Here is a 16,819-nt window from a genome sequence, read left to right as displayed (position 1 = left end):
CCTCCACCGCGGTCCGCCGCATCCCGGAGCGACCCCAATGAGCGAAACGCCTTTTCCCCGTTATGCGGATCTGCCCAGGCCCGATGCCAGCGGACTGCCGCTGGCGTGGGGCGTGTGGGGCATGGGCGACCAGCTGGGAACCGTCAATCACATCGCGTCCGATACCGTCGCCGCCGCCGGCGGCCTGATCCGCGCGGGCCTGCGCTTCAACCTGAACCTGCCCATGCACATGCCGTTGGGCATGATAGGACAGGCCAGCCACAAGATACGGCGCGCGCCGCGCCAGACCCTGTTCAAGCTGGACTATGCCGGCCTGGTCGTGCGCGACGACAAGCTGGACGACTTCTATCCGCAGTCATCCACGCAATGGGACGGGCTGACCCATATCGCCGATCCGCTGCGCGGCTTCTACAACGCGGCGCAGGATGCCGACGTGACGCAGCGCGAGGGCACCCGCAACGGCATCGAACACCTGGCGCGTTTCGGCCTGGCCACGCGCGCCGTGCTGGTGGACCTGCCGCGCCACTTCGCGCGCATGGGGCGGCCCTGGAATCCCGGCGGCAGCATGGCGGCCAGCGCCGAGGACCTGCGGGCCTGCCTGCATGCGCAAGGCAGCGGGTTGCGGCCCGGCGACCTGCTGCTGGTGCGGACCGGTTGGGTAAGTGCGTTCCGCCATGCCCAGGACGACACGGCACGCGCCGCCTTGTTCGCCGGCCGCGATTACTCGGGGCTGTCCGGCGACGTCGATATGTGGGAATTCCTGTGGGACCATCGCGTCGCGGGGGTGGCCTCGGATGGTGTCACGGTCGAGCGCTGGCCCCTGGTGCCCGGCCAACCCAGCCTGCACCTGGCGATCGCCCGGCTGGGGCTGTTGCTGGGCGAGATGTTCGACCTCGATGCCCTGGCCGAGGACGCCGACCGCCATGGGCAACATGAGTATTTCTTTGTCTCGTCGCCACTGAACCTGCGCGGCGGCGTCGGTTCGCCGGCCAACGCCATGGCGATCCGCTAGCAAAGGGCAGGGCCATGCAATATTCGATGGACATTCCGGCGGATGCCTGCGACAGCCATCTGCATATCTTCGACCCGCGCTTCGCGGAGCAGCCGGGCAACGGCGCGCCGTTCCGGGACGGTACCGTGCGCGACTACCGCGCCGTGGCCGCGCGCATGGGCACGCGGCGGGCCGTCATCGTGCAGGCCAAGCGCTATGGCACGGACAACGCCTGCCTGCTGGATGCGGTGGCGCAATTCCACGGACAGGCGCGCGGCATCGCCGTCGTGGCGCCCGGCGTCGATGACGCCACGCTGCGCGCCCTGGACGCGGGCGGCGTGCGCGGCCTGCGCTTCAGCGTGTGGAATCCCGCCGATACCGTGATGACGGTCGACATGATCGATACATTGGCGCGGCGCATCGCCGGCCTGGGCTGGCACGCCCAGCTGCATATGTCGGGCGACCAGGTCGTCGCGCATGCGGCCATGCTGGCGCGCCTGCCGTGTCCCGTGGTGTTCGATCACATGGCGCGTCTGCCGCCTGGCCTGGGAGTGCGTCATCCGGCCTGGGGCATCGTGCGGGGATTGATCGATCGCGGCCGTTGCTGGGTGAAGTTGTCGGGCGCGTATCTGAACACATTGCGAGGCGGTCCGGACTATCCCGATGCCGGCGCCGTCGCGCGCGCCTTCGTGCAGGCGGCGCCGCAACGCCTGGTGTGGGGCAGCGATTGGCCCCACGTGACGGAACGCCCCCATGTGCCGCCCGATACCGTGAGATTGCTGGCCTTGCTGGCGCAATGGGCGCCGGACGCCGCCGTGCGGCATCGCATCCTGGTGGACAATCCGCGCGAGCTCTACGGCTTCGATTGACCGTTCAAACGCGTCGCGCCCTACGCCGCGGCGCTGCGTTGTTCCTGGTAGCGCACGGCGGCGTAGGCCTCGATGATGCTGGGCAGGTTCATGAGCACGTGCTCGCGCTTGAGCGCGGCGGCGTCCTCGAAGCGGCCGGCTTCCAGCGCCTGGATGATGCGCAGCATGTACTGGCGCGTGCGGCTTTCCTCCAGGCGGCGCGACAGCAGGTTGTAGCGCAGCGGCTCGGCGGTTTCGTTCAGCCGCGCCAGCGCGCCGCACAAGGGACGGTTGCCCGTATAAGCCGCGATGGCGTCGTAGAACCGCCGTATCTCCATCAGGTAGGCGCGCGGATCGTGCGCCTTGTACGCGGCCTCGAGTTGCGTGCGGCAGGACTTCAGCGTCTGCAGCAGCGGCCCCAGGTCGCCGGCGTCCGCCAATTGCTTGATGGCATAGGCTTCCAGCTCGGCGCGCAGCAGGTATTGGTCGCGTATCTCCCTGTCGTCGTAGAGCGTCACGCGGAAGCCGCGGCGCTGCATGTGCGTCACCAGCCCGGTCTGTTCCAGCAGGCGCAGCGCTTCCCGGATGGGTCCGCGGCTGGAGCCGAAGCGACGCTCCAGGTCCTGTTCCCGCAAGGGCTGGCCCGGCTGGAACGTGCCGTCCACGATCAGCGCGCGGATTTTTTCGCGCAGGAAGTAGGGGATGGTCTCCGGCGTGCGGTCCGTCATGCGGCGGCCTCCGCCAGGGCGTGCGCCACGGCCAGCAGCCGCGCTTCCGACAGCGGCCTGCCGATCAGTTGCGCGCCGATGGGCATGCCGTTGGCATCCTTGCCGATGGGCACGCTGAGCACGGGCAACCCCAGGTAATTGAAGGCCCGCGTCAGGCGCGTGATCGCCGCGACCACGCCGAAGACGCGGCCCTGGCCTTCCATATCGGCCTCGGCGCGCGTGGGCACCTGGATGGGAACGGTGGGACACACCAGCACGTCCGCCCGCGCCATCGGCCCCGCCAGCCAGGCTTCCAGCAGCTTGCCGCGGGCCAGCAGGGCCTCCGCGTAGCGCACCGCCGGTATGTGCAGACCCGGTTCGGTACGCGAGTACACGGCCTGGGAATAGCGTTGCGGCGTGCGTCGCATCCATTCGCCGTGCATCGTGGCGCCTTCGACCTTGGCGATCACGTCGCCCATCGCATAGCAGGCCGCCAGGTCGTCGAAGCGCGCACGGCCGCTCGGCCCGAACACCGCCGCGGCGCGTTGCATGTAGGCGTCGAGCGCGGCCGCGATGGCATCGTCGTAGGGGTCCAGGCCGTCCAGCAGCGCCACGCGGGTGCCGGCCGCGCCGCCGCCTATCGTGGCGGCGTAGTCGGGCACCGGCGCATCCAGGCTGGAGGAATCGTCGGCATCGTGGCCGGCCACCGCCTGCAGCAGCAGGGCGCAGTCCAGGGGGCTGCGCGCCAGCGGCCCGATGCAGTCCAGCGACCACGCGCGGGGAAAGCAGCCCTGGCGCGACACCAGGCCATAGGTGGGCTTCAGGCCGTATATGCCGTTCATCGAGGCCGGCAGGCGGATCGAGCCCCCGGTATCCGAACCGAGCGAACCGAACACCGCGCCGGACGCGACCGCCACGGCCGAGCCGCTGGACGAGCCGCCGGCGACCCGCGCGGGGTCGTGGGCGTTGCAGCAATCGCCCCAGTGCGGATTCTGTCCCGTTGGGCCGGAGACCATCTCGCTCAGGTTCAGCGGCCCCAGGTCCACGGCGCCGGCCGTCTCCAGCCGCCGCAGGACCGCGGCATCCGTGTCGCCGGGCGTGTCGGGAAAGACCTTGGAGCCCACCGTCATGGGCAGGCCGGCACGCGTGAAGCAGTCCTTGTGCGCAAGCGGAATCCCGTGCAGGGGACCGCGCCAATGGCCTTGCGCCAGTTCGCGGTCGCGCTCGCGCGCCTGCTCCAGCGCACGTTCGCCCCAGATGGCGATGAAGGGATTCAGGGTGGGCTGCACTTGCGCCGCGCGCGCCAGCGCCTGCCGTGTCAGGGTTTCCGCGCTGACGGTCCCGGCCCGTATCAGCGCCGAGGCCCGCGCCAGCGAGTCGTGGGCGGGAGCCGGCGACGGGCCGCCACGTGGCGCCGCATCGCGCATGCGGACTGTCGTGCGCGGATAGTCCTGCGGGTGGCTGCCGGGCACGATGCGGCCTTGCACGCCGGCCCGCACCGCATCGTTCAGGCGGAGGACCTCCGCGGCCACCTGAGCCGGATCGGTACGGGACACCATGCCGTGCAGGCGCGGCGTCATCGCGGCCACGGCGGATTGCTGTTCGGCCAGGCCGTCGCCGGCCGGTTCATGCAAGGGTTTCATGGAAGAGGGCATTCAGTTCTGGCGTATGCCGGCGCGCCGCGCGGTGTCCGTCCAACGCGCGAGGTCGCGCGCCAGGGTTTCCTGCAACGCCTGCGGCGAGGACGGCGTGGCCTGCGCGCCGGAGGTTTTCAAAAAGGCCGCGAAGGCCGGTTCCGCGGCGACCTGGGCGATGGCGCCGTTCATGCGGGCGAGTATAGCGGCCGGCAGATCGCGCGGCGCGAACACGCCCCACCACACATCCACCACGTAATCCAGGCCCGCTTCCTTGGCGGTCGGCACATCCGGAAACTCCGGATCGCGCCGCGCCGTGGTGAAGGCGAGCTTGGGCAGTTTCTCGGACGCCGTGCCGCGGATCGCCGCGATGGTCGTGATGATCAAGTCCAGGCGTCCGGCCAGCAGGTCGAGTTGCGCGGGCGCGATGCCGTTGTATCCCACCGCCTGCATCTTGATGCCGGCGATATTGCTCAGCAGCTCCGTGGCCAGCTGCGTACTGTCGCCCAGGCCGGCGCTGCCGTAGTTGATCTTGCCCGGATTGGCCTTGGCATATTCGATCAGCTGGGGCAGCGTCGTGGCGGGAAATCCCTCGCGCGTCAGCACCACGAAGGGCGCCGTGGCAACGCGCGACACCGCCGTGAAGGCCTTCAGCGGATCGTAGGGCGTGTTCTGCACAGCGGCCGTGGTGGCCAGCGAGCCGGACACGAACAGGAAGGTATAGCCGTCCGGCGGGGCCGTGGCCACGGCGTTGGCGCCGATCACGCCGCCCGCGCCGCCACGGTTCTCCACGACCACCGACTGTCCCAGTATGGGCGTCAGCCGTTCCGCCAGCTTGCGCGCGATGACATCGTTGCTACCGCCGGGCGCGAAGGGCACGATCATGCGTATCGGTCGGGTCGGCCATGCATCGGCGGCCTGCGCGGGCAGCGCGTGCAGGCCTGCCCACATCAGGGGCAACATCAACAGGGACTTCAGCGTGCGATGGATCATGGGGAGCGCTCCCGCATCGGCAGAGGATCGTTGCTGTACTTTCGCTTTGGCTGAACGCAGTCTATGCCCGACTTTGTTAATTGTCTACAATTCACAAAATGAGGATTTACCCGGCCTGCGCGGTCCGGGCGGACCACAAGGAGGACGGCACCATGCGCAGCAAACTATTCGTTCCGGCATCGCGACCGGAGCTTTATGCCAAGGCGCTGGCCAGCGCCGCCGACGCGATATCCCTGGACCTGGAAGACGCGGTGGAGGAAGGCCGCAAGGCCGAAGCGCGGGCCACGTTGTCGGCGTGGCTGCAATCGGCGCCCGCGGGCTTGGCCGGCAAGATCGCCGTGGTGCGTTGCAACGCGATCGATACGCCGCATTTCCGCGCGGATGTCGAAGCCGTCGCATGGCCGGCGCTGCGCCTGCTGAACTTGCCGATGGTGGAGCATCCCGATACCGTCCTGGCCGCGGTGCAACTGCTGGAACGCCTGGAAGACGAGCGTGGCATCCAGCGGCCCATCGGCATCCTGGCCAATATCGAGTCGCCGCGCGGATTGCGGCGGGCGGCCGAGATCGCTGGCGCGCATGCGCGGGTGTCGGGCCTGCAGATCGGCTTCGGCGACCTGTTGGCCCCCCTGGGCATACGCCAGGGACATCCGGCCATGGTGCAGCACGTGCGCATGCAGGTGCGCCTGGCCGCGGGAGAGGCCGGCATCGACGCCTACGACGGCGCTTTCGTCAATATCGCCGACCCCGACGGTTATCGCGCCGATGCGGCGGCGGCACGCGACCTGGGCTTCGCCGGCAAGAGTTGCATCCATCCCACCCAGGTCCCGCTCGCCAATGAGGTCTTCATGCCGGCGCGGGAAGACGTGGAGCACGCGCTGCGCGTGGTGCAGGCCGCGCGGGATTATCTCGCAAAGGGCACCGGCGCCTTCGTGGTGGACGGCCGCCTGGTGGACGGCCCTTTCATCGCGGGCGCGGAGCGACTGGTGGAAACCGCGCGCCGCGCCGGCATGATCCCCTAGGCTAGGTCCCGCATGCCGCCACGATGGCCGGCGCCAGGGCATCCGGCTTGACCGCCGGGCCATAGCGCCGGATCGGCTGGCCGTCGCGTCCCACCAGGAACTTGGTGAAATTCCACTTGATGGCCTGCGTTCCCAGCAGGCCCGGCCGTTCGCGCTTGAGCCACCGGTAAAGCGGATGGGCGCCGCCGCCGTTGACTTCTATCTTGGAGAACAGCGGGAAGGTGACTTCGTAATGCAGGCTGCAGAAGCGCTTGATCTCGGCTTCGTCGCCCGGCTCCTGATGCCGGAACTGGTCGCAGGGAAAACCCAGCACCGTGAAGCCGGCCTCGCGATGCTCGCGGTACAGCGCTTCCAGCCCCGCGTATTGCGGCGTGAACCCGCAGCGCGACGCGACGTTCACGATCAATACCACCTGTCCGGCGTAGTCGTTCAGGGAGCGTTGCACGCCATCGATATCGCGGGCGGAAAAGTCGGCAAGCTGGGTCATGGAACGCGCTTCTGGGAGTGATGTCGTCACGCTGGATCGCCGCATTGTAGAACGCGGCCACGGCGCCGGGAGGCGCGCCCGCGCAAGGGAATCGGCCGAGTAGCAAAGGCGCAGCCGGAAAGCGGTATCGTTGCGTACGAACGATGGAGGGAAGCGCCATGACGACGGGATCAATCACACAGCGCCTGGAAGCCATGCTGGCCGCGGGCCGCGATGACAAGCTGTTGCGTTATACCCTGGGCAAGGCGTACGCCGAGGCCGGCGAGTTCGACAAGGCCTGCGAGCACCTGGAAACTTCCGTGGCCTACGATCCGGACTACTCCGTCGCCTGGAAATGGCTGGGCAAGGCGCGCCTGGGCCGGGAAGACCGCGAAGGCGCGCGCGAAGCATGGGAGCGCGCCTCCATCGTGGCCGGTGCGCATGGGGATGCGCAGGTGGTGAAGGAAGTCGCCGTATTCCTGCGTCGCCTCGACCGTGCATGATGGCCGGTTCGCCACGCGCGGCGAACCGGTCGCGGCTTCGGCCATAGGTTTTCATCCACGCGGCTTATCGACGTGCGTGCTCGCCGCGACTATTACCCTGGCTTGCGATCTATTGCGAAGTCTGCGCGAACGTCCGTCCAGCGAGCCACCGCAAGCGGGTGTGCGGGGTTCCGCGAGTGTTGGAAGCGCGTCACAATAGGCGCCGCGCTCGCGTAGGTTTGAGCTGCAAAACGAAAACAGATGTGACCACTGGGCCCGCATCGCGAACAGTGCTGCCTCGCTGCGGCGCCGCCGCGCGCCGCGGGGCGGTCAAACCGTGAAACACGCGCCGCGCCGTACCATGTTGACGCTCTGGTAGTCGCGGATTTGTAATGCGCTGGGATAAGTACGGCCAGGCGCAATGGGATATCTGATGGATCTACGTCCGCCCTTCTTCAGAGGGGCTTCTTCCAGTCGTAAGTCAACGCACGGTGCCCTGGCTGCTTTGTGGCAGATGGCCGATATGCCGGAAGAGGCGCTCGGCTACATCGACCTGCCAGGCGCGGATCCCGTTCTTCCCTCGTCGTTTTCCGTGGGCATGGCCGCTCAATGCAGTATGGCGGCCGCGGCGCTGGCCGCCGGCGAAATCTGGCATATGCGCGGCGGCCGCCGCCAGCGCGTCTCGGTGGACATGCGGCACGCGGCGCAGGAAACGCGTGGCTATTTCACCCTTGACGGGGTGCAGCCCAGCAGCTGGGACAAGATCACCGGCGTCTACCGCTGCGGCGACGGCAATTGGGTTCGCATACACGCCAATTTCGCCCACCATCGCGACGGCGCCCTCGCGCTGCTGGGCTGTCCGACCGGCGCCACGGTGGAGCGCCGCGCCGTCGAACGCGCGCTGTCGCGCTGGAATGCCCTGGAGTTCGAACAGGCCGCCGCGGATGCCGGCCTGGTGGTCGCCGCCTTGCGTACCTTCGACGAATGGGACCGCCATCCGCAAGGCATCGCGGTGTCGCAGCTGCCGCTGGTTTCCATCGAACGTATCGGCGATGCGCCGGAACGCCCATTGCCGCGGTATGGCCACGACCCGCGTCCGCTGCAGGACATCCGCGTGCTTGACCTTACCCGCATCATCGCCGGGCCGGTATGCGGCCGCACGCTGGCCGCCTACGGCGCGGACGTGATGCTGTTGAACTCGCCGAACCTGCCGAACATCAACGCCATCGCCGAGACCAGCCGAGGCAAGCTCTCCGTGGTGGCGGACCTGGAGACCGCCAGCGGCCGCATCACGCTGGGCAATCTGCTGCGCAGCGCGCATGTCTTCGTGCAGGGCTACCGCCCGGGCGCCCTGGAGGCGCAGGGCTTCGGGCCCGAGGACGTGGCGCGCCTGCGGCCCGGCATCGTCTATGTATCGTTGTCCGCCTACGGCCATGTGGGCCCCTGGGCGCGCCGGCGCGGCTTCGACTCCCTGGTGCAGACCGCCAGCGGCTTCAACCATGCCGAAGCCCAGGCCGCCGGCCAGGAAGCGCCGCGTCCCCTGCCGGTTCAAATACTGGACTACGCCAGTGGCTACCTGATGGCCTTCGGCGCCCAGGCGGCACTGGCGCGGCAGGCCACCGAAGGCGGTAGCTGGCATGTGCGTGTCTCGCTGGCCCAGACGGCGCGCTGGTTGCGCGGCTTGCCGCGCGTCGCCAACGGCCTGGCGGCGCCCATGCCGGGACTGGACGGCTACCTGGAGGAAACCGCATCGGGATTTGGCCAGCTTGTCGCGGTGCGTCATGCCGCGCGGTTTTCCAGCACCCCCGCCAAATGGCTTCGGCCATCGGTGCCGCCCGGCACCAATCCAACGGTGTGGCCCTTCAATTAGCAGCTGTTACCTGCGGTAAACGTCCCCTGGCAGGGCGTCCGCGCAAGGGGTAGACTTGCGACCCCGCGCCGCGGCGCGTATTCGTACAGGTCCCGCCATGTCCACCACCATCTATCACAATCCACGCTGCGGTACCTCCCGCACCGTTCTGGAAGCACTGCGCCAGGCGGGCGTTACGCCCACCGTCGTGGAATACCTGAAAACGCCGCCGTCGCGCGAGACCCTGAAGGCCTTGATCGCACAGGCGGGCCTGAGCGTGCGCGATGCCGTCCGCGCCAAAGAGCCCATCTACCAGGAACTCGGCCTGGATGCGCCTGGGGTCAGCGACGAACGCCTGCTCGATGCGATGCTGGAGCATCCCGTCCTGATCAATCGGCCCTTCGTGGTGACGCCCCAGGGCACGCGGCTGTGCCGGCCCGCCGAAGTGGTGCACGAGATCCTGCCGGAATAGGACGGGCCTACTGCTGCGCCTTTTGCTGGCGCCATTGGCGCAGCGCGTCCAGCGTATTGGCGACGTGACGGTCGGGATTGCTGTCCGTGTAGGAATAGATCACACGGCCGGGCGGCACGATCACGTACGAGATGCGCTGCGCGCGTTCGGGGTTGCGGTCATGCACCGCGTCGTAGGCTTTCATGATGCGCTGGTCGGCATCCGCGGCGACCGCGAACTTGCTCTGGCAGGCGCTGACGGAAAAGCGCTGCAGCACGTCGATGCCATCCGATGACACGCCGATGACCCTGGCACCCAGTTCGCGGTATTGGTCCGTGGCCTCGGCAAAGTTATGCGCTTCGACCGTGCAGCCCGCGGTGAACGCGGCGGGGTAGAAGTACAGCACCACCGGGCCGGCGCGCAGCGCGTCGGCCATGGAAAACCTGAAAACTTCGCCGCCCATCGCGGCGGACGTGGAAAAGTCCGGCGCCGGTGCGCCGATCGGCAGGGCGCTGTGTGCGGCGGGGGCCGCCCAAAGGGCGGCGATCAGCGACAACGCGGCGGCGGATTTTTTCATGGCGGCCTCGGTTTCCGGTTCTAGCGTGGCGTCGGGCGTGGCTGCGACGCGCGCATCTGGCGATAGGCGTCCTGGCGACCCTGCACCTGGCGCGGCATTGCCTGCTGGCCCTGGATCTCCCGGCGCTGGGCATTGTAATGCCGGGCGAGATCCCGCTGGGTGTCGCGCTGCTGCGTTTGCCATTGTTGCCGCGATAGATTCTGCTCGCGCTGGCGCAGCCTTTCCTGCTGCGCGATTTGCCGTTGCTGCGCCGCCAGCTGCCGCGTAACGGCCTGCTGGCGTTGATAGTATTCCTGGCGCACGGCCTGTTGCCGCGCGTCGCCTTCCCGCTGGTTGCTGCGTTGCAGCTGTTGCCGGTATTGCTGCTGGCGATACTGCTGCTGTTGTTGCTGCTGGCGGAACTGCTGTTGCTGTTGCTGCTGCTGGAGCTGCTGCTGGCGGAATTGCTGTTGCTGTTGTTGCTGCTGCAGCTGTTGCTGGCGGTATTGCTGCTGCTGGAATTGCTGGCGCTGCTGGAACTGGTCCTGCTGCAGTTGGCGGTACTGGTCGCGCTGGTTCTGTTGCCGCTGTTCCAATTGCTGCTGTTGACGCTGCTGGAATTGCTGCTGCTGCAACTGTTGCCTTTGCTGCGACTGCTGTTGCTGCAGCTGTTGCTGTTGCCGTTGCTGCTGCAGGCGCAGCTGCTGCTGGAAGTCGATGTCCCCCGGCGCGGAAGGCAGCGGCGCTTGCTGCAATTGCCGCTGCTGGAACTGTTGTTGGTCTCCGCGCTGCTGCAACTGCTGTTGCTGCAGCTGCTGTTGCAGCCGGAGCTGCTCCTGCTGCATCTGCTGCTGTTGCTGCAGTTGCTGCGTATAGGTCGGCGCGGTTTGCGCCAGGCGTTCCCGCAACTGCTGCCTTTGTTCGCCGGCCTGCCGCGATTGGGTCCGCAGCCGGCGTTCCAGTTGGCGTTGTTGTGTTTCCATCTGCGCGACCTGGACGTTCTGGCCGGCCCAGGGCGGGTCGAGCGTGCCCCGCGGGCCGCCGCCCGGCCCCTGCGGTCCACCGCCCGGCCCCTGCGGGCCGCCGCCAGGACTCTTGGGGCCTCCGCCCGGACCCTGCGGATTGCCGCCCGGCCCATATGAACCCGGCCCTGGCCCATGGGACGGCGCACCAGGCCCATACGGACGCGGGCCGGCTCCCCATGGATTGCCGGATCCATACGCGTCGGGCCCGGCCCCGTGTCCGTTGCCGCGGCCCCCGCCCGCGCTCGCGCCGGGTGCGCGAGGATCGCGTCCCGGCGGGGATGGGGTCGCACCCTGCACGGGGCCCGGGGGCTTGCTCCAGCCGCGTGGCGTCCATTTGTTGTCCGGACTGCCCACGGGATGGGCCAAGGCCGGCTGGGGCGGCCGCCCGCGATTCACCGACATGTACTGGTCGCGGTCGCGTCCGGCCAGGCGGTTCAGGTCCGCCTGCGTGGGCAAGGGCGACGTATGCCGGTCATGCCGCGCGGCGTCTTCGCGCGGGTCGGGGCCGCGTTGCAGGCCGCCCGGCCCGCCGTAATAGCTGACCCGGGGACCGGCCGGCTTGCCGATAGGGTGGGGATGGCTGTAGACGTAGCGGGTCTTGCCGGGGAGTATGCGCGTCACGTCCCGGTTGTAGTAGAAGTGCCGGTCGCGCCAATAGCCGCCCACGTAGCCTCTGCCGTTGTAGCCGTAGCCGTAGTCGATGCCGCCGTAGTAGCCCACGTGCGGCCCCCAGTAGCCGCTGCGCCAGCGATACACCGGCGCGATGTAGACCCAGTAGCCCGGGGTCCAGAGCGCGCCGACGAAAGGCGCGAGTACCCAGGCGCCGGGTACCCAATAGAAGCCGTAGGCGTTGCGCGCCCAATAGCCCGGAACCCACATGTAGCCGTCGCCCGGCGCGGGCGGTTGCTCGTACGCGGGCAGGGGAGGCGGCGGTTCGGGGGAGCTGTCCAGGGCCGCCAGGTTCGCGTCCGCGGGATCGTTGCCGCCGTCGGCATTCTCGCCGGAGGCCGGTTGCGCCACGGCGGGGGCGGTGTAGGCTTGCCCGTCGGGCGACGCCGCCGCCTGGCCGGGCACGTCCTGGGGATAGGCGGCGCCGGCTGGATCCTGGGTATAGGCGCCGTTGCCCTGGTAGATGGGCGCCTGCGGTTGATAGACGGGGGCTTGCTGCCGGTATTCAGGCGCCTGCGGGGCTTGCGGAGGAACCGGAATCGCGGTCCCGCCCGGGACCGAGGTGGAATATTGGACGGCGCTGGTCTGCGCGCGCAGCGGCGCGACGCCCGACATGCCCGCCGAGACCAGCAGGGCCCCCATCGCCCAGCGCCCGATGCGCGGAGGAAAACTTGCGTCCATGACACCCCTCCATCTTCGCCCGCCTTGTCAGTAGCCGTAGTAGTAGTGATAGGGCGCCGGATAGTAATAGACCGGCGCGGGGCGGTGGTAGTAAGCCGGCCGCGCCGGCACGACCACACAGCCGCCCAAGGTACTGGTTACCGCCAAGACTGCAATCAGCTTCTTCATGCCTGACTCCTGTGATGCCGCCGCGATGCGCGACATGCGAGCCAGTGTAGGCATCCTGCCTTGTTCCGGATGGCTTTGAAATCGTTTTGAAATGCCTGCGGGGTTACGAATTCCTACGCCCGGTACAGGCTGTGTCGCCCCCGCCCGCAAGTGCATCCATGCGTGAGGCGCATCACACGGCATTGCATGTCCCCAGGCGGAAACCCGGGTTGCCGGAAACGTCGCGCGGCGATGTGCGAGGCCCATGAAAAGGCCCCGCGCCTGTACGCCGCGGGGCCCGGGGAGCGGCCGGTAGGCTCGGCGGACCGTCGGTCCGCGCAAAGAGGCGGGCGCTAGTTGAGGCGGCCGCTCGTGCCGCCCACGCTGAAGCGCCCCGCGCCCATCAAGGCGATGGCGACGGCGGTAAAGAAGAACATGCCTTGCAGTTCCAGCTGCCAGCCGCCCTGGCCATTGAGCATGAACAGTTGCGAGTGATGCACCAGGAAGATGGCCACCAGCATGTTGATGGCGATAAGCAGCGCGCCCAGTCGCGTGAAGAGCCCGGCGATGATCAGGATGGGCGCGATGACCTCGCCGACATACACGAAGTATGCCGTGAAGCCGGGCCAGCCCTGGGCCTGCACCATGCCCACGATGGACCCGACGCCGTGGGTCATTTTGGAGATGCCGTGCAGCAGGACGAGAATGCCAAGAGTCAGTCGAAGAATCAGTTTTGCTGCGTCGTCGTGTCGGTTCATTGAGTTGTTCTCTGTGGGTCGATGGGGGACGGCGCCTGTGCCGGTGGCACTACCCGGTGCATCCGCGCGGCGCCGGAACGAGCTCCACAATTATGACAAATCTTCTTGACGCTTTGACACCTATGGCCGGATCAGGGTGGATTTTCCAAAAAGGCTTTCGACCAGGTCCACGACGACCTCGGCCGTCTGGTTGCGCATATCCCTGGCCGGATTCAGCTCCATCAGGTCCAGCGAGGCCAGCCGTCCGGTGTCCGCGATCATCTCCATGCACAATTGCGCCTCGCGATAGGTCGGGCCGCCCAGGACGGGTGTCCCCACGCCCGGGGCGACGACGGGATCCAGGAAGTCCGCGTCGAAGCTGACGTGCAGGTGCGTGTCGCCGCCGATGCCCGCCAGGGCCATCTCCATGGTCTGGCGCATGCCGTTCTCGTCGATGTAGCGCATATCGAATACCTTGATGCCCAGCGCCCGCAACTGCTGTTTTTCCTCGGCGTCCACGCTGCGGATGCCGATCTGGCGGATCATGCCGGGGTCGGGAACGGCGGGGTGGCCGTCTCCAAGGCGGGTCAGCGTATCGGGCCCGTCGCCGCACAGGCAGGCGATGGGCATGCCGTGGATATTGCCGGTCGGGCTGATGATGTGGGTATTGGCGTCGGCGTGGGCGTCCAGCCAGAGCACCATCAGCGGCCGGCCTGTTTCGCGGCAGTGCTGGGCGACGGCGCTGATGGAGCCGATCGCCAGGCAGTGGTCGCCGCCCATCAGCACCGGGAAGCGGCCGGCGCGCCGCGATGCCAGGACGGCCTGGTAGACCGCCCGGTTCCATTGCACGACTTCGTCCAGGTGCCGCAGGCCGGCCAGCGCGGCGCTGGACGGGTTGGGCGGCCCGGAGAGGTTGGCCGTGTCGTTGACCGCCAGCCCGTGCCGGGCCAGGGCCGCCTGCAGGCCGGCCACGCGCAGGGCCTCCGGCCCCATCGACGCGCCCCGTATGCTGGCGCCGACGTCGGTGGGCGCCCCGATGAGATCGATCGTGTCCGTCATCCTTTGCTCCCGAAACACCCGCTCGCGGCTAACATGCGCGGTGAAGCCACATCGCCGTCCCGGCAGGATATCTACATGATCCTAATCGTATACGCCCATCCATATCCGCGGCATTCCCGCACCAACCGTGCCATGCTGCAAGCGCTGGAAGACCTGCCCGACGTGCGGGTCCGCTCGCTGTACGAGCGCTATCCGGACTTCGATATCGATGTGGCCGCCGAGCAGGCCGCGCTGGCCGACGCCAGCCTGGTCGTATGGCAGCATCCCATGCACTGGTACGGCACGCCGCCGCTGTTCCGCCAGTGGATGGACAAGGTGCTGGAACACGGCTGGGCCTACGGCGAGGACGGCGACGCGCTGCGCGGCAAGCCGGTGCTCTGGACCGTGACCACGGGCGGCGCGGCCGGCGATTTCACGCGCTGTGCCGACACGGACCTTGCCGTGCTGGGGCAGCCTTTGCGCAGCGCGGCCGAATTGTGCGGGATGCGGTGGCTGCCGCCCTATGCCGTGCATGGGGCCGTGACGCTGGATGGCGCGGAACTGGGCGCGGTGGCCGCGCGCTATCGCGAGCTCCTGTCCGGGCACGCGGCGCCCGCCCGCGCGGCCATGACGGAGGCCACCCATGGATAAGCAATTCCTGCTGGAAGGCCTGGAGTACCTGGCCGCCGCGGTGATCTTCGTGCCGCTGGCCATGCGCGCGCGCATGGGATCGGTGCTGGGCTATCTGATCGCCGGCTGCGTGATCGGCCCCTGGGGCCTGCGCCTGGTCGACGACCCCGAACAAATCCTGGGCTTCGCCGAGATCGGCGTGGTCCTGATGCTGTTCCTGATCGGGCTGGAGCTCGATCCGCGCCGGCTGTGGCGCATGCGGGTACCGGTGTTCGGCGGCGGCGCGCTGCAGGTCGGGCTGTGCGGCGCGGTGCTGGCGGCCTTCATGGCCTGGCTGGGGCTGGCCTGGCCCATCGCCGCGCTGGTGGGAATGACACTGGCCCTGTCATCCACCGCGGTGGCCATGCAGGCCATGGGCGAACGCAGCCTGCTCCAGACCACCTTGGGGGAGCGCTCGTTCTCGGTGCTGCTGTTCCAGGACCTGGCGGCCATTCCGATGATCGCCATGATTCCGCTGCTGGCCGGCGGCGAGGCGGGAGAGGGCGGCGATACGATAGGCCTGGCGGCCCTGAAGATCGTCGCCGCGCTGGCCGTGGCCGTGGTGGTGGGCCGCTATCTGGCGCGTCCGCTGCTGCGCTTCGTGGCCCGTTCCGGCCTGCGCGAGGTCTTCAGCGCGGTGGCGCTGCTGCTGGTGATCGGCGTGGGCGAGCTCATGGAACATGCGGGCCTGTCCATGGCGATGGGCGCCTTCCTGGCCGGCGTGCTGCTGGCCAGCTCGGAATACCGCCATGCGCTGGAAAGCGATATCCAGCCGTTCAAGGGCCTGCTGCTGGGGCTGTTTTTCATGGGCGTCGGCATGTCCATCGACTTCGGCACGCTGCTGGCCCAACCGCTGCTGATCCTGGGCATGCTGGCCGGCTTCCTGGTGCTGAAGTTCGCCGTGCTTTTCGCCCTGGGCCGCGTCTTCGGCGCAGCGCGCGGCCGCTGCCTGATGTTCGCCGCCTTGCTGGGGCAGGGCAGCGAATTCGCCTTCGTGGTGTTTTCCACGGCGCGCGCCGCCGACGTCCTGCCCGAAGACTGGTCGCGCGTCCTGACGCTGGTGGTGGCGCTGTCGATGGCCGCCACGCCGGTCATCCTGGCCGTGCTGGACGCCTGGGAACGCCGCCGGCCCAAGAGCACGCGGGCCGCCGACCGTATCGAGGACGACGGCGCGCGCGTCATCATCGCCGGCTTCGGCCGCTTCGGCCAGATCGCCGGCCGCCTCCTGCTGGCCAATGGGGTCAAGGTGGTGATCCTGGATCACGACCCGGACAATATCGACACGGTGCGCAAATTCGGCACCAAGGTGTTCTACGGCGACGCCACGCGGCCGGACCTGCTGGAAACCGCGGGGGCCGCGCGGGCGGAGCTGCTGGTCAACGCCATCGACAACGTCTCCGACAGCCTGCGCCTGATCGACGTCGTGCAGCGGGACTTTCCCAACCTGCGGGTGGTCGCGCGGGCGCGCGACGCCGTGCACTATTTCCAGCTGCGCAAACGCGGCATCGAAATCGTGGAACGCGAGCTGTTCGAATCTTCCCTGCTGGTCGGACGCAAGGCGCTGGAGGCCCTGGGCATGGGCGCCTACGAAGCCAAGGAGGTGGCCGACGCCTTCCGGCGCAACAACATCGACATGCTGGAGGAAACCGCCCCGCGCTTCGAGGACGACGGTTTCCGCATCACGGTAGCGCGGCGCGCGCAGGATACGCTGGAGAAATCGATCTCGCGCGACCGCGAGCTATCGCGCGCGGCGCACCGGGTCCCGTGGGGCGGCCAGCCGGCGCCGGAGCCGGAAGCGCAGGACCAGGCCGCCTGAGCCGGCCGCGGCGGCGCGAGCGGCCGCGGGCCCGCGATGCG

Annotated in this window: 17 protein-coding genes; 8 read left to right on the top strand and 9 right to left on the bottom strand. The window is 68.5% G+C overall.

What is annotated here, in order from left to right; all coding sequences use genetic code 11:
• Positions 1-37 precede the first annotated feature (37 nt).
• A complete protein-coding gene (locus tag BAU06_RS14770) occupies positions 38-1,012 on the top strand; it encodes a cyclase family protein (protein ID WP_066350530.1) in 975 nt (324 codons plus the stop codon).
• 14 nt (positions 1,013-1,026) lie between these two features.
• Entirely contained in the window at positions 1,027-1,860 is an 834-nt protein-coding gene (locus BAU06_RS14765; RefSeq protein ID WP_066350527.1) for an amidohydrolase family protein, read from the top strand.
• Positions 1,861-1,880: 20 nt separating this feature from the next.
• On the opposite strand, the gene BAU06_RS14760 is transcribed toward BAU06_RS14765, so the two are convergent.
• Genes BAU06_RS14760 through BAU06_RS14750 form a run of 3 tightly spaced genes read right to left on the bottom strand, consistent with a single transcriptional unit; the run spans position 1,881 to position 5,173 of the window.
• Positions 1,881-2,567 carry a GntR family transcriptional regulator gene (locus BAU06_RS14760; protein WP_066350524.1) on the bottom strand — a complete coding sequence of 229 codons (687 nt, stop codon included), beginning with the start codon at positions 2,565-2,567 and terminating at the stop codon, positions 1,881-1,883.
• On the bottom strand, positions 2,564-4,189 hold the full coding sequence (locus BAU06_RS14755; RefSeq protein ID WP_197509303.1) for an amidase: 1,626 nt from the start codon (positions 4,187-4,189) through the stop codon (positions 2,564-2,566). Before BAU06_RS14755 ends, BAU06_RS14760 begins: the two co-directional genes overlap by 4 nt.
• Positions 4,190-4,201: 12 nt before the next feature.
• Complete coding sequence (locus BAU06_RS14750; protein ID WP_082993701.1) at positions 4,202-5,173, bottom strand: Bug family tripartite tricarboxylate transporter substrate binding protein; 972 nt, start codon at positions 5,171-5,173, stop codon at positions 4,202-4,204.
• A 152-nt stretch (positions 5,174-5,325) separates the two neighbouring features.
• Between BAU06_RS14750 and BAU06_RS14745 the strand changes: the two genes are divergently transcribed.
• Positions 5,326-6,192: an HpcH/HpaI aldolase/citrate lyase family protein gene (locus tag BAU06_RS14745; protein WP_066350522.1), complete on the top strand. Its 867-nt coding sequence runs from the start codon at positions 5,326-5,328 to the stop codon at positions 6,190-6,192.
• A gap of 1 nt (position 6,193) precedes the next feature.
• Here BAU06_RS14745 and BAU06_RS14740 read toward each other — a convergent pair whose 3' ends face one another.
• Positions 6,194-6,679 carry a glutathione peroxidase gene (locus BAU06_RS14740; RefSeq protein WP_066350515.1) on the bottom strand — a complete coding sequence of 162 codons (486 nt, stop codon included), beginning with the start codon at positions 6,677-6,679 and terminating at the stop codon, positions 6,194-6,196.
• A gap of 158 nt (positions 6,680-6,837) precedes the next feature.
• Between BAU06_RS14740 and BAU06_RS14735 the strand changes: the two genes are divergently transcribed.
• The 3 genes from BAU06_RS14735 to arsC all read left to right on the top strand — a co-directional run bounded on the left by BAU06_RS14735 (position 6,838) and on the right by arsC (position 9,461).
• On the top strand, positions 6,838-7,161 hold the full coding sequence (locus tag BAU06_RS14735; RefSeq protein WP_156770235.1) for a tetratricopeptide repeat protein: 324 nt from the start codon (positions 6,838-6,840) through the stop codon (positions 7,159-7,161).
• A 400-nt stretch (positions 7,162-7,561) separates the two neighbouring features.
• Entirely contained in the window at positions 7,562-9,010 is a 1,449-nt protein-coding gene (locus tag BAU06_RS14730; protein WP_066350511.1) for a CoA transferase, read from the top strand.
• Between the two features lie 97 nt (positions 9,011-9,107).
• The gene (arsC, locus tag BAU06_RS14725) at positions 9,108-9,461 is read left to right on the top strand and encodes an arsenate reductase (glutaredoxin) (RefSeq protein WP_066350509.1); all 354 of its coding nucleotides are present in this window, start codon (positions 9,108-9,110) and stop codon (positions 9,459-9,461) included.
• A gap of 7 nt (positions 9,462-9,468) precedes the next feature.
• Here arsC and BAU06_RS14720 read toward each other — a convergent pair whose 3' ends face one another.
• The 5 genes from BAU06_RS14720 to rocF form a co-directional block, all read right to left on the bottom strand.
• On the bottom strand, positions 9,469-10,017 hold the full coding sequence (locus BAU06_RS14720; RefSeq protein WP_066350499.1) for a peroxiredoxin: 549 nt from the start codon (positions 10,015-10,017) through the stop codon (positions 9,469-9,471).
• Between the two features lie 20 nt (positions 10,018-10,037).
• A complete protein-coding gene (locus tag BAU06_RS26885) occupies positions 10,038-12,371 on the bottom strand; it encodes a YXWGXW repeat-containing protein (protein WP_066350497.1) in 2,334 nt (777 codons plus the stop codon).
• 27 nt (positions 12,372-12,398) lie between these two features.
• A complete protein-coding gene (locus BAU06_RS26880) occupies positions 12,399-12,539 on the bottom strand; it encodes a hypothetical protein (protein WP_197509301.1) in 141 nt (46 codons plus the stop codon).
• A gap of 332 nt (positions 12,540-12,871) precedes the next feature.
• The gene (locus BAU06_RS14710; protein ID WP_066350496.1) at positions 12,872-13,276 is read right to left on the bottom strand and encodes a DoxX family protein; all 405 of its coding nucleotides are present in this window, start codon (positions 13,274-13,276) and stop codon (positions 12,872-12,874) included.
• Positions 13,277-13,396: 120 nt separating this feature from the next.
• Positions 13,397-14,314, bottom strand: a complete 918-nt coding sequence (gene rocF / locus BAU06_RS14705) for an arginase (protein WP_066350494.1) — start codon at positions 14,312-14,314, stop codon at positions 13,397-13,399.
• Between the two features lie 75 nt (positions 14,315-14,389).
• Between rocF and kefF the strand changes: the two genes are divergently transcribed.
• Both kefF and kefC read left to right on the top strand, forming a co-directional pair.
• A complete protein-coding gene (kefF, locus tag BAU06_RS14700; protein WP_066350492.1) occupies positions 14,390-14,944 on the top strand; it encodes a glutathione-regulated potassium-efflux system oxidoreductase KefF in 555 nt (184 codons plus the stop codon).
• On the top strand, positions 14,937-16,778 hold the full coding sequence (gene kefC / locus BAU06_RS14695; RefSeq protein ID WP_066350490.1) for a glutathione-regulated potassium-efflux system protein KefC: 1,842 nt from the start codon (positions 14,937-14,939) through the stop codon (positions 16,776-16,778). The genes kefF and kefC overlap by 8 nt, the downstream gene beginning before the upstream one ends.
• Positions 16,779-16,819 lie beyond the last annotated feature (41 nt).

Origin of the sequence: Bordetella bronchialis (genome assembly GCF_001676705.1) — a bacterium.
Taxonomy (GTDB): domain Bacteria; phylum Pseudomonadota; class Gammaproteobacteria; order Burkholderiales; family Burkholderiaceae_B; genus Bordetella_C; species Bordetella_C bronchialis.
Note: the sequence above shows the minus strand (reverse complement) of the source record. Positions and strands in the feature narration are given on the sequence as shown.

Excerpts from the sequence above, each read along its gene's own strand:
- BAU06_RS14770 (WP_066350530.1), top strand. The coding sequence starts at position 38 with ATGAGCGAAACGCCTTTTCCCCGTTATGCGGATCTGCCCAGGCCCGAT.
- BAU06_RS14765 (WP_066350527.1), top strand. The coding sequence starts at position 1,027 with ATGCAATATTCGATGGACATTCCGGCGGATGCCTGCGACAGCCATCTG.
- BAU06_RS14760 (WP_066350524.1), bottom strand. The coding sequence starts at position 2,567 with ATGACGGACCGCACGCCGGAGACCATCCCCTACTTCCTGCGCGAAAAA.
- BAU06_RS14755 (WP_197509303.1), bottom strand. The coding sequence starts at position 4,189 with ATGAAACCCTTGCATGAACCGGCCGGCGACGGCCTGGCCGAACAGCAA.
- BAU06_RS14750 (WP_082993701.1), bottom strand. The coding sequence starts at position 5,173 with ATGATCCATCGCACGCTGAAGTCCCTGTTGATGTTGCCCCTGATGTGG.
- BAU06_RS14745 (WP_066350522.1), top strand. The coding sequence starts at position 5,326 with ATGCGCAGCAAACTATTCGTTCCGGCATCGCGACCGGAGCTTTATGCC.
- BAU06_RS14740 (WP_066350515.1), bottom strand. The coding sequence starts at position 6,679 with ATGACCCAGCTTGCCGACTTTTCCGCCCGCGATATCGATGGCGTGCAA.
- BAU06_RS14735 (WP_156770235.1), top strand. The coding sequence starts at position 6,838 with ATGACGACGGGATCAATCACACAGCGCCTGGAAGCCATGCTGGCCGCG.
- BAU06_RS14730 (WP_066350511.1), top strand. The coding sequence starts at position 7,562 with ATGGGATATCTGATGGATCTACGTCCGCCCTTCTTCAGAGGGGCTTCT.
- arsC (WP_066350509.1), top strand. The coding sequence starts at position 9,108 with ATGTCCACCACCATCTATCACAATCCACGCTGCGGTACCTCCCGCACC.
- BAU06_RS14720 (WP_066350499.1), bottom strand. The coding sequence starts at position 10,017 with ATGAAAAAATCCGCCGCCGCGTTGTCGCTGATCGCCGCCCTTTGGGCG.
- BAU06_RS26885 (WP_066350497.1), bottom strand. The coding sequence starts at position 12,371 with ATGGACGCAAGTTTTCCTCCGCGCATCGGGCGCTGGGCGATGGGGGCC.
- BAU06_RS26880 (WP_197509301.1), bottom strand. The coding sequence starts at position 12,539 with ATGAAGAAGCTGATTGCAGTCTTGGCGGTAACCAGTACCTTGGGCGGC.
- BAU06_RS14710 (WP_066350496.1), bottom strand. The coding sequence starts at position 13,276 with ATGAACCGACACGACGACGCAGCAAAACTGATTCTTCGACTGACTCTT.
- rocF (WP_066350494.1), bottom strand. The coding sequence starts at position 14,314 with ATGACGGACACGATCGATCTCATCGGGGCGCCCACCGACGTCGGCGCC.
- kefF (WP_066350492.1), top strand. The coding sequence starts at position 14,390 with ATGATCCTAATCGTATACGCCCATCCATATCCGCGGCATTCCCGCACC.
- kefC (WP_066350490.1), top strand. The coding sequence starts at position 14,937 with ATGGATAAGCAATTCCTGCTGGAAGGCCTGGAGTACCTGGCCGCCGCG.